Origin of the sequence: Pseudomonas sp. Pseusp3 (genome assembly GCF_047304225.1) — a bacterium.
Classification (GTDB): domain Bacteria; phylum Pseudomonadota; class Gammaproteobacteria; order Pseudomonadales; family Pseudomonadaceae; genus Aquipseudomonas; species Aquipseudomonas fluorescens_CD.
In genome coordinates, this window is record NZ_JBGLYV010000076.1 from 12455 (window position 1) to 27925 (window position 15471).

12 protein-coding genes are annotated in these 15471 nt (G+C 61.3%); 8 read left to right on the forward strand and 4 right to left on the reverse strand.

Going from position 1 to position 15471, the window contains the following annotated elements:
- Positions 1 to 48 precede the first annotated feature (48 nt).
- The 5 genes from parE (at position 49) to ACCD00_RS22320 (ending at position 6627) form a co-directional block, all read left to right on the forward strand.
- Entirely contained in the window at positions 49 to 1953 is a 1905-nt protein-coding gene (gene parE, locus ACCD00_RS22300; RefSeq protein WP_057396212.1) for a DNA topoisomerase IV subunit B, read from the forward strand.
- Positions 1953 to 2942, forward strand: coding sequence for an esterase-like activity of phytase family protein (locus ACCD00_RS22305; protein WP_413427572.1), 990 nt, complete (start codon positions 1953 to 1955; stop codon positions 2940 to 2942). The genes parE and ACCD00_RS22305 overlap by 1 nt, the downstream gene beginning before the upstream one ends.
- Positions 2939 to 3463, forward strand: coding sequence for a TIGR02281 family clan AA aspartic protease (locus tag ACCD00_RS22310; RefSeq protein WP_413427573.1), 525 nt, complete (start codon positions 2939 to 2941; stop codon positions 3461 to 3463). The genes ACCD00_RS22305 and ACCD00_RS22310 overlap by 4 nt, the downstream gene beginning before the upstream one ends.
- Before the next feature lie 7 nt (positions 3464 to 3470).
- Positions 3471 to 5738, forward strand: coding sequence for a DNA topoisomerase IV subunit A (parC, locus tag ACCD00_RS22315; protein WP_057396215.1), 2268 nt, complete (start codon positions 3471 to 3473; stop codon positions 5736 to 5738).
- A 175-nt stretch (positions 5739 to 5913) separates the two neighbouring features.
- The gene (locus tag ACCD00_RS22320; protein ID WP_111284240.1) at positions 5914 to 6627 is read left to right on the forward strand and encodes a membrane integrity-associated transporter subunit PqiC; all 714 of its coding nucleotides are present in this window, start codon (positions 5914 to 5916) and stop codon (positions 6625 to 6627) included.
- A 258-nt stretch (positions 6628 to 6885) separates the two neighbouring features.
- On the opposite strand, the gene ACCD00_RS22325 is transcribed toward ACCD00_RS22320, so the two are convergent.
- Positions 6886 to 8409, reverse strand: a complete 1524-nt coding sequence (locus ACCD00_RS22325; protein ID WP_413427574.1) for an AhpA/YtjB family protein — start codon at positions 8407 to 8409, stop codon at positions 6886 to 6888.
- Positions 8410 to 8544: 135 nt separating this feature from the next.
- Here ACCD00_RS22325 and serB point away from each other — a divergent pair, with 135 nt between their 5' ends.
- Entirely contained in the window at positions 8545 to 9759 is a 1215-nt protein-coding gene (serB, locus tag ACCD00_RS22330) for a phosphoserine phosphatase SerB (protein WP_413427575.1), read from the forward strand.
- 115 nt (positions 9760 to 9874) lie between these two features.
- Here serB and asd read toward each other — a convergent pair whose 3' ends face one another.
- From asd to ACCD00_RS22345, 3 genes are read right to left on the reverse strand one after another with little or no spacing between them, the layout of a single operon-like run.
- On the reverse strand, positions 9875 to 10753 hold the full coding sequence (gene asd, locus ACCD00_RS22335) for an archaetidylserine decarboxylase (RefSeq protein WP_413427576.1): 879 nt from the start codon (positions 10751 to 10753) through the stop codon (positions 9875 to 9877).
- A gap of 18 nt (positions 10754 to 10771) precedes the next feature.
- Entirely contained in the window at positions 10772 to 11587 is an 816-nt protein-coding gene (rhdA, locus tag ACCD00_RS22340; protein WP_413427577.1) for a thiosulfate sulfurtransferase, read from the reverse strand.
- 41 nt (positions 11588 to 11628) lie between these two features.
- Positions 11629 to 13167 carry an HDOD domain-containing protein gene (locus ACCD00_RS22345; RefSeq protein WP_413427578.1) on the reverse strand — a complete coding sequence of 513 codons (1539 nt, stop codon included), beginning with the start codon at positions 13165 to 13167 and terminating at the stop codon, positions 11629 to 11631.
- 166 nt (positions 13168 to 13333) lie between these two features.
- On the opposite strand from ACCD00_RS22345, the gene motA reads away from it, so the two are divergent.
- Complete coding sequence (gene motA / locus ACCD00_RS22350; RefSeq protein WP_008016909.1) at positions 13334 to 14185, forward strand: flagellar motor stator protein MotA; 852 nt, start codon at positions 13334 to 13336, stop codon at positions 14183 to 14185.
- 2 nt (positions 14186 to 14187) lie between these two features.
- Positions 14188 to 15216: a flagellar motor protein MotB gene (motB, locus tag ACCD00_RS22355; RefSeq protein ID WP_413427579.1), complete on the forward strand. Its 1029-nt coding sequence runs from the start codon at positions 14188 to 14190 to the stop codon at positions 15214 to 15216.
- Positions 15217 to 15471: the final 255 nt, after the last annotated feature.

Sequence of the window (15471 nt, forward strand, 5' to 3'; positions counted from 1 at the left end):
CTGTTTTCATGGATTTCTTTTTTCACGCAACACTGACGACGAGACCCCATGGCCACTCCCAGCGCTAGCTCTTATAACGCAGACGCCATCGAAGTCCTCTCGGGCCTCGACCCGGTGCGCAAACGCCCCGGCATGTACACCGACACCAGTCGGCCGAACCACCTTGCCCAGGAAGTCATCGACAACAGTGTCGACGAAGCCCTGGCCGGGCATGCCAGTTCGGTGCAGGTGATCCTGCATGCCGACCATTCCCTGGAAGTCAGCGATGACGGCCGTGGCATGCCGGTGGACATTCACCCCGAGGAAGGTGTGTCGGGCGTCGAGTTGATCCTTACCAAGCTTCATGCTGGTGGCAAGTTTTCCAACAAGAACTACCAGTTCTCCGGCGGTTTGCACGGGGTGGGCATTTCCGTGGTCAACGCCTTGTCCACCGAAGTGCGGGTGCGGGTCAAGCGTGACGGCAACGAATACCAGATGACCTTCAAGGATGGCTACAAGGCCACCGAGCTGGAAATCGTCGGCACTGTCGGCAAACGCAACACCGGTACCAGCGTGTTCTTCGCGCCGGATCCGAAATACTTCGACTCCCCTAAATTCTCCATCAGCCGCCTCAAGCACGTGCTCAAGGCCAAGGCCGTGTTGTGCCCGGGGCTGCTGGTCAGCTTTGAAGACAAGGCTACCGGCGAGAAAGTCGAGTGGCATTACGAAGACGGCCTGCGTTCCTATCTGGTGGATGCGGTCAGCGAATTCGAGCGCCTGCCGGACGAGCCGTTCTGCGGCAGCCTGGCCGGTAACAAGGAAGCGGTGGATTGGGCGCTGCTGTGGCTGCCGGAAGGTGGCGACGCGGTCCAGGAAAGCTACGTCAACCTGATCCCTACGGCCCAGGGCGGTACTCACGTCAACGGTTTGCGTCAGGGCTTGCTCGACGCCATGCGCGAATTCTGCGAATTCCGCAGCCTGTTGCCGCGCGGCGTGAAGCTGGCCCCGGAGGACGTCTGGGAGCGCATTGCCTTCGTTTTGTCGATGAAGATGCAGGAACCGCAATTCTCCGGCCAGACCAAGGAGCGCCTGTCGTCCCGTGAAGCGGCGGCGTTTGTCTCCGGTGTGGTCAAGGATGCGTTCAGCCTGTGGCTCAACGCCAACCCGGAAACCGGCATGCTGCTGGCGGAGCTGGCGATCAACAACGCCGGCCGTCGCCTCAAGGCGAGCAAGAAGGTCGAGCGTAAACGCATTACCCAGGGCCCGGCGCTGCCGGGCAAACTGGCCGACTGTGCCGGGCAGGACCCGATGCGTTCCGAGCTGTTCCTGGTGGAAGGTGATTCCGCCGGCGGCTCGGCCAAGCAGGCGCGGGACAAAGAGTTCCAGGCGATCCTGCCGTTGCGCGGCAAGATCCTCAATACCTGGGAAGTCGACGGCAGTGAAGTGCTGGCCAGCCAGGAAGTGCACAACATCGCGGTGGCGATCGGTGTCGATCCGGGTGCGGCCGACATGAGCCAGTTGCGCTACGGCAAGATCTGCATCCTCGCCGACGCCGACTCCGATGGTCTGCACATCGCGACCTTGCTGTGTGCCTTGTTCGTCCAGCATTTCCGCCCGTTGGTGGATGCCGGTCACGTTTACGTGGCCATGCCGCCGCTGTACCGCATCGACCTGGGCAAGGAAATCTACTACGCCCTGGATGAAGCCGAACGTGATGGCATTCTTGATCGCCTGGTGGCCGAGAAGAAGCGCGGCAAGCCGCAAGTCACACGATTCAAGGGTCTGGGCGAAATGAACCCGCCGCAGCTGCGTGAGACCACCATGGATCCGAACACCCGGCGCCTGGTGCAGCTGACCCTTGAGGATTTCGAGGCTACCTCGGAAATGATGGACATGCTGCTGGCGAAGAAGCGCGCCGGCGACCGCAAGACCTGGCTGGAGTCCAAGGGCAACCTGGCCGAGGTTCTGGGCTGATGCGTCTGGGCTTTGCCCTGGGCTGTGGGTTGCTGCTGACGTCGATCACGGTATCCGCCGGGCCGGCGCCACAGTTGCGCCTGTTGTCCGGGCATGTCGTGGACGGCATGCGCGGCGGCAACCTGTCCGGGCTGGCGCAGTGCGGCAATGAGCTGTGGGCGGTTTCCGACCGCGACGATGATCAGATCTATCGCCTGGATACCAGCGAATCTACCTGGCAGGCCGAAGCGGTGCACATTGATGTACCACCGGTGCCTGACAGCGGCTTGCCCTGGGGGCTGAAGTCTCGTGTCTGGGGGGCTGCGTTCGTGCGTGGCGGCGATCTGGACTTCGAGGGCATCACCTGCGACGGCGCCGGTAACCGTTACGTGGTCAGCGAAGGCCATGCCGCTGTGTTGCAGGTGCCGCCAACGGGGCCTGCCGTCTGGCTGAAGATTTCGCCGATGCTGGTTCGCGAGGCGCGGGCCAGTGGTCTGTTGTTGCAGTTCAACGCACTGTTCGAAGGGCTGGCGATCAATCTGGCGGGCGATCAGATGTGGCTCGCCGCCGAACGTCAAGGTCGCGGACTGCTGATGATCAAGCGCAAACAGACAGTGTGGGATTGCGACGGTGGCTGCGTACTGCTGAGCGAGGCTGGCATGGAAATGCAGCCCGAGCAGTTCCCCCATGCAAAAGCTGTGCCGCGGGACTTCTCTGACCTGTCGCTGTTCAACGGCAAGCTGTTCACCCTTGAACGCAATGCCTACCAGATCTGTCGCCGGGATTCGCAGACGGCCAAGGTCGAGCGCTGCTGGTCGTACGCCGCCGAGTTGTTGCAGGACAACCGTCGTTATCCACAGAACTACGGATTGGAAGAGGCGTTGATCGTGGATGCCAATGGCGCCTGGATCGGTGTCGACAATAACTTCGGTCCGCGCGCCGATGGTGAAGTGCGTCCGGTGGTCTGGCGTTTCGCCGCACCGGAAGGTGGCTGGAGTGCCAGGCTGTGAGGCAACAGTCGCCGGGGCAGCGCATCGGCCGGGTGTTTATGGTGCTGGCCTGGTGTGCGGCGCTGTTTCTGGCCACGCGGTTTTTCGGCCAGTGGGAAGCGCGTCAGCAAAATCCGAATGTGGTGGTCAGTTCGCAGCAGGGCGAAGGTTTCATTGAGGTGAAACTGGTCAGCAATGTACAAGGGCATTTCGTCGCCAGCGGCCAGATCAACGGCCAGCCGGTGGACTTCATGCTCGACACCGGGGCGACCGACGTGTCGATCCCGGCGGACCTGGCCAGGCGCTTGAAGCTCGAAGAAGGATTCGGCGTGACCCTGAGCACGGCCAATGGCCTGAGCCAGGGCTATCGCACTCGTATCGAACGCTTGCAACTGGGCGACATCGTGCTGCGGGATGTACGCGCACTGGTGGCCCCGGGGCTGCATGGCGATCAGGTGTTGCTCGGCATGAGCGCACTGAACAAACTTGAATTTACCCAGCGCGGTGGCACCATGCTGCTGCGCCAGACAACGAACCGATGAGGCCCGCATGAGCGACTCCCTTGATCTCAGCCTGGACGGTGTAGAACGCCGGTCACTGGCTGACTTCACCGAAAATGCCTACCTCAACTACTCCATGTACGTGATCATGGACCGTGCCTTGCCGCATATCGGCGACGGTCTGAAACCGGTACAGCGGCGTATCGTCTACGCCATGAGCGAGCTGGGGCTGGACGCCGATTCCAAGCACAAGAAGTCGGCGCGTACCGTCGGTGACGTGCTCGGCAAGTTCCACCCCCACGGCGACTCGGCCTGCTACGAAGCCATGGTGTTGATGGCCCAGCCGTTCAGCTATCGCTACACGCTGGTCGACGGCCAGGGTAACTGGGGTGCGCCGGATGATCCCAAGTCCTTCGCCGCCATGCGTTACACCGAAGCGCGGCTGTCGCGTTATTCCGAAGTGCTGCTCAGCGAGCTGGGCCAGGGCACGGCGGACTGGGGACCGAACTTCGACGGCACGCTGGACGAGCCGCTGGTCTTGCCTGCCCGTCTGCCGAACATTCTGCTCAACGGCACCACCGGTATCGCCGTGGGCATGGCCACCGACGTTCCGCCGCACAACCTGCGCGAAGTCGCCACCGCCTGCGTGCGCTTGCTCGACGAGCCCAAGGCCACGGTCGAACAGCTCTGTGAACACATCCAGGGCCCGGACTACCCGACCGAAGCGGAAATCATCACCCCACGCGCCGACTTGCTGAAAATCTACGAAACCGGTCGCGGTTCCGTGCGCATGCGCGCCGTGTATCACATCGAAGACGGCGATATCATCGTCACCGCGCTGCCGCATCAGGTTTCGGGCGCCAAGGTGCTGGAACAGATCGCCGCGATGATGCAGGCCAAGCCGTCCAAGGCGCCGCAAATTGCCGACCTGCGTGACGAGTCCGACCACGAAAACCCGTGCCGGATCGTGATCATCCCGGGTGCCCGGAAAAACTTCGACCACGATGCACTGATGCAGCACCTGTTCGCCAGCACCGAGCTGGAGTCGAGCTACCGGGTCAACATCAACATCATCGGCCTGGATGGCAAGCCGCAGCTGAAAAACCTGCGCGCGCTGCTTGTCGAATGGCTGGAGTTCCGGGTGCAGACCGTGCGTCGTCGCCTGCAATTCCGCCTCGACAAGGTCGAGCGTCGCCTGCACCTGTTGGACGGCCTGTTGATTGCCTATCTCAACCTGGATGAAGTGATCCACATCATCCGTACCGAGGAGCAGCCACGGGCCAGGTTGATCGAACGCTTCGCCCTGAGCGAAATCCAGGCCGACTACATCCTCGACACCCGTCTGCGTCAGTTGGCGCGACTGGAAGAGATGAAGCTGCGTGCCGAGCAGGATGAACTGCTCAAGGAACAAGCCAAGCTGCAAGCCCTGCTGAGCAGCGAAGCCAAGCTGAAAAAACTGGTGCGCAGTGAGCTGATCAAGGACGCTGAAACCTACGGCGATGACCGCCGGTCGCCTATTGTCGAGCGTGCCGAGGCCAAGGCCCTGACCGAGCACGATCTGCTGCCGAACGAGAAAGTGACGGTCGTGCTGTCGGAAAAAGGCTGGATTCGCTCCGCCAAAGGCCACGAGATCGATGCCACCGGGCTTTCCTACAAGGCCGGGGACGGTTTCAAGGCGTTGGCAGCCGGGCGCTCCAACCAGTTTGCCGTGTTTATCGACTCCACCGGCCGCAGTTACTCGGTGGCCGCCCACACCTTGCCGTCGGCCCGTGGCCAGGGCGAGCCGCTGACCGGTCGCCTGACGCCGCCGCCAGGGGCGAGTTTCGAATGTGTGCTGATGCCGGAAGACGATGCGCTGTACGTGATCGCCTCCGACGCCGGTTACGGTTTCGTGGTCAAGGGTGAGGACCTGCAGGCCAAGAACAAGGCAGGCAAGGCCTTGTTGAGCCTGCCGAACAATGCCAAGGTCATGCTGCCGCGTCCCGTGGCCGACCGTGAACAGAACTGGCTGGCGTCGGTGACGACCGAAGGTCGCCTGCTGATCTTCAAGATCAGCGACCTGCCACAATTAGGTAAGGGCAAAGGCAACAAGATCATCGGGATTCCTGGTGAACGAGTGGCCAGTCGCGAAGAGTATGTGACGGACATCGCCGTATTGCCGGACGGTGCAACACTGGTGTTGCAGGCCGGGAAACGTACCTTGTCGCTGAAAGCGGACGACCTCGAGCACTACAAGGGTGAACGCGGTCGTCGGGGCAACAAGTTGCCTCGTGGCTTCCAGCGGGTGGATGCGCTGCTCGTCGAAAACCTCAATTAGGCGACTTAGAAGCGCCGAACTACGATTTAACCCGTAGTTCGGCGCTTTGCGCTGGAGTCGGAACGCATATTCACGGATGATATGGCCTTTCAAGCGTCGGCGTAGCCGCGCATTTTTAATATTTGTTGAGTATTTTCACTGTGGTCAGCCTTTTGGCGATCACCTGGATGGGACGATGACTGCTCTGCGCCTTCCTTTTATTCTCATGCTCGCCGGCGTTCTTGGCCTGGCGGGTTGCAGCGTTCACCAGCCGGTGTCGTTGTACCAGCTGGATGCTGGAAATCCGGCTCAGCCTGCACAGAACGCAGGCATGGCGGTATTGTTGGGCCCGGTCACCGTGGCCGACTACCTGCAACGCGAAACCCTGTTGCAGCGTCAGCCGGATGGCAGCCTGCAGGCCTCGACCGATGGTCGTTGGGCTGGCAGCCTTTCGTCGGATATCGATCAGTTGTTGCTGCGTCAGGTCTCAGGTCGCCTGGACAGCCAGCGCGTAGTGCTGGCTCCGGCGACAGTGGGTTTCACCCCGGACGTTCAGGTGCTGCTGACCATCACACGCCTGGACTCGGGTGAAAAACAACCGGCGATCCTCGACGCGCAATGGCGCCTGATCGACCGTCGCGGGCAGGTCCGCGACAACCGCATCATCCATTTGCAGGAACAGCATGCCGGTAGTACGGCGGCGCAGGTCCAGGCACAGGGCGTTTTGTTGCAACGCCTGGCCGAGCAACTGTCGGTGGCGATCAAGCCTCTGGCCAACCAGCCGCCGATCGCCGAAGTCCCGCGCAAGCCGGCAGCCAAGGCGGCAGCACCTGCGGTAGAGCAGGAAAAGCAGCCGAAGATCCCGATGGCCGCGCCTATTCGTACGGATATGGAAGTGTTCCGCTTCTAAGTCTGGACTGAAGCTGTTGCCCATATAAAGCCCGCCCTGTGCGGGTTTTATAGTTTCTACAGACCAGAGATTCTTATCGCCTGCCCTGGCCTCTTCGCGAGCAAGCCCGCTCCCACAGGTTCGGGGGGTGTTTACATAATTTGTGTACGACACGGACACTGTGGGAGCGGGCTTGCTCGCGAATAGGCCAGAACAGACAACAAAAAAGCCCACAGACGATCGCTCATCTGCGGGCTTTATTGTGGCCGGGCCTGAGGCTTAAGCGCGGCGCTCGTGCATCCGCGCCAATTGCCGTTCAAGCATCGATGGATACGGCTCCATCAACCGCTCCACGCAGCACGCGCCTTCAGGGCTGGCAATCGGGCGGATCCGCGCACGCTGGCGGATCAACGCGTCATCACTGATCTTGCGCTCCACCAGCAGCAGGTTGCGGCTGTGTTGCGACAGGGCCAGGGCGTCCTGGGCGGAGTCGGTCAGCAGCAGGTCGATCTGGCTCAGGCCGAACAGTTCTTCGCCGAGGGTCAGGCCCAGTTGCAATTGCAGGGTGATGCCGCTGTCCGCGACTTCGATCTGCAACTGGTGGCCCAGGGCCCGCAGCAGCTCGCCACAGCAAATGGCGTTGGTCAGGTAATCGTCGCCGCTGTCTTCGGTGTGGAACAGCATCAAGGTGCTGCCATCGTTCAAGGTCTCCACTTCACCTTGATACAACGACGCGGCCTGATCGAGACAGTCGCGATAGCGTTCGAGCAGTTCTTCCAGGCGTGCCCGCGGCAGGCGTCGCAGTTGTTCCTGGGAGCCCAGTTGCACTGCCAGCACTGCGCTGTGTTGCGGCACGCTCGGAGTGGCCTGGCGAATGACCGGTTGCGGGTTGCTGACCAGCGATTCGTCGCGCAGATCGGCGAACGGGTCCTCATCATCGTCGTCTTCGACGGTGCTGACGATCTGCCGCGGCGCTGGCTTGAGCGCTGCTACCGGGCGACTTTCGTCGAAGCTCGGATCGCGCAGGTTGCGCACTTCGAAGGCCGGGTCGGCCTCGTCATCGACGTCGTCGATCTCCGGTTCCAGTTCCGGTTCTGGCACCGGGGCGGGTTCCGGGGCGAAGTTGGCGTGCAGCTGGCGCGCCAGGTCACCGATTTCGTCCTGGCGGTCGGTGGCCGGGGTGTATTCATCGATATTGCGCAGCCACACCCGCAGTTGCAGCAGCGGCGTGGAGAGATAACGCCCCATGCGCAGGCTCAAGGCCAAAGACAGGGCGAGCAGGATGGCGCTGAGGATACCCATGCTTTGCAGGCTGATGGTCATTGGCTGCTGGAACTGGTCCATGTCCAGGCTGATGCGCAATTGCCCGGCGGTCACGTCCTGGAAGGTGATCTTGCTCTGGTACATGCCCTCGGCTTCGCCCAGCAGGCCATGCTTGGGGCGCTGGCCGGACTCGGCGAGGATACGGTTGTCCGGACTGTAGATGGCGGCGTGGGCCACCAGCTTGTTCTTGGTCAGGTTGTTGAGCAGCACGTTGAGGCTGAGGATGTCGTTGGACACCAACAGCTCGGTGGCCGAGGTGGCCGTCTGCGTGGTCAGGCTTTCGCCCAGCGCATCCGCCTGCTCGTGCATGGCCTGCTTGAACTGCAAGCCCATCACACCGGCATAGATGACCAGGGCCAGGGCGACCAGGATCACGTTATGGCTGGCAATGCGCAATGCAATCGGTACACGGCGGTGGCGCAGTGCCCGGAAGATCAGCAGGAAGAAGTTGTCGGTTTTTACTGGCGTGGGCCGGTTCACTTGAGCTCGGCTCTTTTGTCCGTGAAGTTGACGCGCAGTATAGCGACAGGCCCTAGACCGTCAAAGCGCTCACGGTGCCCGATGGTCACTGAAAGTGGGTAGAATGCGGTTTTTTTCCACCTGCGGGGGTGCGCCTTGCGCGAAATCGTCCTGATAAACATCACTGGTGAGGACCGTCCGGGTCTGACTGCGGCCATTACCGGCGTTCTGGCCCAGGGTGGTGTGAACATTCTCGACATCGGTCAGGCGGTGATCCACGACACCTTGTCGTTCGGCATCCTGGTTGAAATTCCTGACACCGAGCAAGGCAAGTCCGTGCTCAAGGACATCCTGTTCAAGGGCTATGAGCTCGATCAACAGGTGCGTTTCACGCCGGTATCCGAACAGGATTACCAGCAGTGGGTCGGCAACCAGGGCAAAAAGCGCCACATCGTGACCCTGTTGACCCGCAAGGTGACAGCCGGGCAGTTGCAGGCCGTGAGCTCGATCACCGCCAAATATGGCTTGAACATTGACCACATCGACCGTCTTTCCGGGCGCATGCCGCTGGACACCCCGGCCGACAAGGGCAAGGGCTGCATCGAATTTTCCGTGCGTGGCGAGGCGGCTGATCCGCAGGCGCTGCGGGCAGAATTCCTCAGCGTTGCCCAGGAACTGAATGTCGACATCGCCTTCCAGGAAGATTCGCTGTTCCGTCGCAACCGTCGCCTGGCGGTGTTCGACATGGACTCGACGCTGATCGAAGCCGAAGTGATCGATGAGCTGGCCAAGGCGGCCGGTGTGGGTGACAAGGTTTCGGAAATCACCGAGCGGGCAATGGCCGGTGAGCTGGATTTCCGCGCCAGCTTCAAGGAACGTCTGGCCTTGCTCAAAGGGCTGGATGTCAATGTGCTGGATTCCATCGGCGCCTCGCTGCGCCTGACCGAAGGTGCGGAAACCCTGTTCGCCGAACTCAAGCGTCTGGGCTACAAGACTGCGATTCTGTCGGGCGGCTTCACTTACTTTGCCAAGCAATTGCAGGCCAAGCTGGGCATCGACTACGTGTTCGCCAACGAACTGGAAGTGGTCGACGGCAAAGTCACCGGCGTGGCGGTCGAGCCGATTGTCGATGCGCAGCGCAAGGCGGACTTGTTGAAGGAATTGGCACACAAGGAAGGCTTGCGCCTGGAGCAGACCATTGCGGTCGGCGACGGTGCCAACGATCTGCCAATGCTGGCGATTGCCGGGTTGGGCGTGGCGTTCCGCGCCAAGCCGCTGGTCAAGCAGTCGGCCAAGCAGGCGATTTCGACGCTGGGGCTGGATGGTGTGCTGTATCTGCTGGGCTTGCGCGATCGCGACGGCCAGCTCTGACACCGTAAAACAACTGTAGGAGCGAGCTCGCTCGCGATGAACCTGAGAGCGACGCGTGCATTCAGAATGCCCGCGTCATCGTTGACGACCATCGCGAGCAAGCTCGCTCCTACAGTTACAGTGCCGGTGTATATCGGGCTTTTGGTGAGCCCATGCCCTGACCCATCTGCACCGCTGTACCGGCGGTCATTTCTTCAGCCCACTTCACTTGATCCGGCCCGAACAGCACGACGGCGGTCGAACCCAGCTTGAAGCGACCCAGTTCCGCACCCTTTTCCAGGTGGATCGGTGCGCGGGCGGCTTCGTCGTAACGGAAGGTTTTCAGTTCGCGCTTCGGTGGCGTCACCAGGCCCGCCCAGACGGTTTCGATCGAGGCCACGATCATTGCGCCCACCAGTACCACGGCCATCGGGCCGCGCTCGGTGTCGAAAATGCACGCCACGCGCTCGTTGCGGGCAAACAATTCCGGAACGTTTTCAGCGGTGGTCTGGTTGACCGAGAACAGGCGACCCGGGATGTAGATCATCTCGCGCAGGGTGCCAGCCAGTGGCATGTGCACGCGGTGATAGTCCTTCGGCGACAGGTAGATGGTCGCGAAGTCGCCACCCATGAACGGCGCAGCATTCGCCGCATCGCCACCGAGCAGTTCCAGCACGCTGAAGCTGTGGCCCTTGGCCTGGAACACACGACCGTGCTCGATCGGGCCGAGCTGGCTGATCGCGCCGTCGGCCGGGCTGAGGATCGCGCCCGGGGTCTCGTCCAGCGGGCGGGCACCGTCTTTCAGTGCGCGGGTGAAGAACGCATTGAAGTGCTCGTAGGCGGTCAGGTCTTCGACCAGCGCCTGGGACATGTCCACCTGGTAACGCTTGGCGAACCAGGCGGTAAAGGCGTTCTTGAACCAGCGCACGCGGCATTCGGCGATGCAGCCGGCCAGTCGCGAGAGCAAGTTGTGAGGCAGCAGGTACTGGCTGACGATAAACAGACGCTTGTTCATTAACTGTCCTTGAAAAACTTAAATCTCTACGGGCGTATCGGGATGGTTGCCCCATTCGCCCCAGGAGCCGGCGTAGCCTTTGACCCGCGGATAACCGAGAGCCTTGGCCACCAGATAGGTGAAGCCGGACCGATGATGGGTCTGGCAGTGGGTAATCACTTCTTTGTCTTTGCTGATCCCGAGTTGTTCGAGGATCTGCGGCATGTCGGTGCGGATGCGCAGGTGGCGCGCCTGATCCATGCCGGCGGTCCATTCGAAATTGACCGCGCCGGGAATGTGCCCGCCCTTGGCTGCCAGGACTTTCTCGCCGGAATATTCCAGCGGCCCGCGTGCGTCCCAGATCGCCAGGTCGGCGGCGCCGAGACGGCTTTGCAGGTATTCGCGGGTGGCGGTGGGTTCGTCGTGCAGGGTCAGTGAAACCGGGCCGCCCACGGGTGGCGGGATCTGGATCGACATGGGCAAACCTTCTGCCAGCCAGGCTGGCAGGCCGCCGTTGACATAGTGGTACTTGCAGTGGCCGATGACATCCAGCAGCCAGATGAAGCGCCCGGCCCAACCGCCACCTTCGTCGTCATACACCACGTAGACCGCATCGGGGTTGTGTCCCAGTTCACCGAACAACGTTTCGAGTGCTGCCTGCGGGGGCATCAGTCCAGGGGCGGGCGCCTGACCCAGTTGCGTGCGTTTGGGATCGACAAAACGCGCGCCGGGAATGTGCCCTTCGGCGTAGCGGGCGGCACTGGTCAAGTCCACCAGAATCAGTTCGCGGGCGTCGAGGCGAGGGAGCAAGTCGCTCGGCTCGATCACCAGCGGCAAGCCAGAGAAGTCAGACATGTGAGGTCTCCAGAGCACAAAAGGGAGGATTGTAGCGCAGCTTATTGGCCTCGGTTACTAAAGCTGTGCAGGGCTTTTTCGATGCATTGTGCGGTTTTGCCGAATGCCTGTACGGAAATTTCCGAAAACGGCCCTCCGCCCTGATCCGCCACGACGATCATGATCACCCGGCCATTGTTGACCAGCGAACGCAGCAGCAGGTGTTCGCCGCTGAACTGCGAACGCAGACCGTTGGGCATCAGGGCCGAGAATTGCGCGTTGTTGGCTGGCGTCAGGCGGACCTGGGCCTGTTGCGCGAGCAGGCGTTGCAATACGTTGCTCTGGCTGACCACGAAATTCAGCCCGGCCGCCTCTTTCGGCAGGCCGGCCGTCTGGTGCACGCGCAGGTTGGCGTGGGTGCGGTCAGCCATCAGGATCATCACCCGACGCATGCCGCAGGCTGCGAGGGCGTCCCGGGCGGCGATGGTCAGGTGCATGGCATTGGTGAAGCGGCTCGGCTCGACCAGCAATTCGGCGCATTGCTTGCGCCATTTCGCCAGTTCTTCGGCGGTGGGTGCCGCGGCCGGCAGCAGTCCGGCGTGGATACGGTTCATGCCCCACGGCCAGATCAGCGATTCGGCGGGGTGCCAGAGATCGGGCATGGCATGCTGGCGCGCGCTGTTGGCGGCTTGCTGATGCAGTTGCTGCTGCACCTCATCCATCGGCATTTGCAGGTAAAGGCTGGTCAGGTACTGCCAGCGCTCACTGTGCGGGCTGTCCCAGGCGTGTTGCGCCGACAGCGCCAGGCCGTTGGCCAGCAATACCGTATTGGCCGGTTGATTGAGCCAGCGGCGCAGGGTCGGGTTGTCATCGAGGCGGTTCTGCTGACGCAATGGATGCTCGCTGTCGCGGGCAATGCGCAGGACCTTCACCAGTTCCCGTTGTTCAGTGAGCAACAGTCGATAGCCTTGCTGTACCCAGATCGGCAAGCGCCAGATCTCCACCAATGCCTGGCCGATGTCCAGCAGGCGTACACCAAACAGTTGCCGCTCGACTTTGCGTGCCGACTCGCCTTTATGGATGACCCGCAGTTCCCAGTCTTCGAGCAGTTCTGGATGGGTCAGCGCCAATGGCCACAGGGGCGAAAGGAACAGCAGGCTACCCCAGTGGATGTCCTGCCACAGGCGCGCCAGGCGACTGGCAAAAAAACCGTTGGCCTGTTGCGTGGCGTGCTGGCTGATCATCTGCAGCTGACGCAAGGCTTTGGGAATGTCGGACTGGGGGTCGGCGGGCAAGCGCGCGAGCAGCTCTTCGGTGCGCTTCAGGCCGAGGCGATTGATCGCGATCTCGAGGTTCTCCGCAGGCTCGGTCATGCTGCCGTGGGAGTGCCGGTTGGCTTCGCGAATCACGCTCAAGGCCAGGGCCGGGCTGCCTTGCATGAGGTCGGCGATGTCGCGCAGCGAGCTGCGATTGTCGCGGATGGCCTTGCAGACAAGGTCGTGGCTGGCTTGCGGGACGGGAAGGCGTACGCCATCGAGCAGCTTGATCCAGCCTTCGAGTGTCGTCGGTTTTGGCGTTGGAACGTTCGTTTCGTTAACCATGGTTGGAGGCGATCATCGTCAGCATTACCCAGGCCCGGAATGGGTCAAATTGGCTTTTCGCCTGAACGGGCTATAGTCTGGCGCAGTTTTGCCGATAAGTAGAAGAAGAGATTTTTTAACTTCCGAATATGACCTTGAACCCGACTCAGTAAGTGCTCTCCTACCTATGGCTAAAATTATCGGCATCATCGTCGTATTCGCGAGCGTGCTCGGCGGATACGTGCTTTCCCACGGCAAGATTGCCGCCCTGATCCAGCCTTTCGAGGTCATGATTATCGGTGGTGCGGCCCTCGGCGCATTCCTGCAGGCCAACCCTGGCCATATGGCGATGCACGTTCTCAAGAAAGCCTTGGGAATGTTCAGTTCACGCTTCAACCACGGGTTCTATCTGGAAGTGCTGGGCCTGATCTACGAGATCCTCAACAAGAGTCGCCGCGAAGGCATGATGGCGATTGAAGGCGATATCGAAGATGCCGCCGCGAGCCCGATCTTCGCCAAGTACCCGACGGTCCTCAAGGATGAGCGCATGACAGCATTTGTCTGCGATTACCTGCGCATCATGTCCTCCGGCAACATGGCTCCCCACGAACTTGAAAACCTGTTCGACATGGAGCTTGCCAGCCTCAAGGAAGACCTGGACCACCCGTCCCACGCGGTGAATGGCATTGCCGACGCCATGCCGGGTTTCGGTATCGTCGCGGCGGTATTGGGTATCGTGGTGACCATGGCTTCGCTGGGTGAAAGCGACCAGAAAATGATTGGCCTGCACGTTGGTGCGGCACTGGTCGGTACCTTCTTCGGTATTCTCGCGGCCTACGGCTTCTTCGGTCCCTTGGCGCATGCCCTGGGTCACGATGCCAAGGAAGAGCTGAACGTCTACGAAGCCATCAAGGCCTCGCTGGTCGCTTCGGCTTCCGGCATGCCGCCATCGCTGGCGGTAGAGTTCGGGCGCAAGGTTCTGTACCCGGCGCACCGCCCTAGCTTCGCGGAGCTGGAACAAGCGGTTCGTGGTCGTTAAGAATGGAAAATAACCAGCCGATAATCATCAAGCGCGTCAAGCGCTACGCCGGCGGGCATCACGGGGGCTCCTGGAAAATCGCCTTCGCCGACTTTGCCACGGCGATGATGGCGTTCTTCCTGGTGCTGTGGCTGCTGTCCACCGCCACCCCGGAACAGAAGATTGCCATCGCCGGTTACTTCAAGGACCCGATCGGCTTTACCGAAAGCGGTACGCCGTACATCATCGATCTGGGCGGAACGCCGACCCTGGCGCCGGAAAACACCCTCAACCCTGAGGTGAAGTCCCAACCGCAGCCGGACAAGGTCACCGTCGATACCGACCAGGTCGAAGGCATGGCCGAGCAGGTCGAAAAGGAACGCCTCGAACTGTTGCTGCAAGAACTGCAGAACAAGGTCGAAGAGAACCCGCAGCTGCAGAAATTCAAAGACCAGATCATGTTCGAGATCACCACGGACGGCCTGCGTATCCAGATCGTGGATGCAGAAAACCGCCCGATGTTCGACTCAGGTTCGGCCCGTCTGAAACCGTATTTCGAAGACATCCTGCTGGCCATGGCCGATACCATCAAGGCGGTGCCGAACAAGATCAGCATCAGCGGTCACACCGATGCCAAGCCATACACCGGTACCGGTGATTTCGGTAACTGGGAGCTCTCGGCCAACCGTGCCAATGCCGCGCGCCGCGCGCTGGTGGCGGGCAGTTATCCGGATACGCAGGTGGCGCGCGTGGTCGGTTATGCCTCGTCGGCGCTGTTCGATCGTGAGCATCCGTTCAACCCGGTGAACCGTCGTATCGACATCGTGGTGCTGACCAAGAAGGCTCAGCGCGCGATCGAAGGTTCGCAAGGCGCGGAGACTGCTCCCGATGCACCGCAAGGTTCGGCTGCTCCGGGAGCTGCACCGGCTGCACCAGTCGACCCGAACGGGTTGCCGGCGGACAAGGAACCGCTGCCGGCTCATGAGCTGCGTGAGCGGCTGAATCTGTTTGATAACCCGGCACCGAAAACGGGTGAGCCACCCAAGCAGTGACCGACAAAAAAAAGCCGACAGTAATGTCGGCTTTTTTTTGTGTTTTTCACAGATTTGGAGGCCGCTTCCTTGTAGGAGCCGGCTTGCTGGCGATGGCGGCTTCATGGTTGGCGTGATTTTTTGGTGGTGTACATATCCGTTTCTGCGGTAACGGCCACTTAGGGTTCCGCCTTTACGACGGGTTACTTGGAAGAGCGGAGCGCCGCCCGGCCCCAAGTAACCAAGGGCTCTTGCCCCTGACGTTCGGTGCCTCGC

Bases quoted from the DNA above. Each gene is read 5' to 3' on its own strand.
- ACCD00_RS22345 (WP_413427578.1), bottom strand. From the start codon at position 13,167: ATGGTTAACGAAACGAACGTTCCAACGCCAAAACCGACGACACTCGAA.
- motB (WP_413427579.1), top strand. From the start codon at position 14,188: ATGGAAAATAACCAGCCGATAATCATCAAGCGCGTCAAGCGCTACGCC.
- ACCD00_RS22305 (WP_413427572.1), top strand. From the start codon at position 1,953: ATGCGTCTGGGCTTTGCCCTGGGCTGTGGGTTGCTGCTGACGTCGATC.
- motA (WP_008016909.1), top strand. From the start codon at position 13,334: ATGGCTAAAATTATCGGCATCATCGTCGTATTCGCGAGCGTGCTCGGC.
- parE (WP_057396212.1), top strand. From the start codon at position 49: ATGGCCACTCCCAGCGCTAGCTCTTATAACGCAGACGCCATCGAAGTC.
- asd (WP_413427576.1), bottom strand. From the start codon at position 10,753: ATGAACAAGCGTCTGTTTATCGTCAGCCAGTACCTGCTGCCTCACAAC.
- rhdA (WP_413427577.1), bottom strand. From the start codon at position 11,587: ATGTCTGACTTCTCTGGCTTGCCGCTGGTGATCGAGCCGAGCGACTTG.
- ACCD00_RS22320 (WP_111284240.1), top strand. From the start codon at position 5,914: ATGACTGCTCTGCGCCTTCCTTTTATTCTCATGCTCGCCGGCGTTCTT.
- parC (WP_057396215.1), top strand. From the start codon at position 3,471: ATGAGCGACTCCCTTGATCTCAGCCTGGACGGTGTAGAACGCCGGTCA.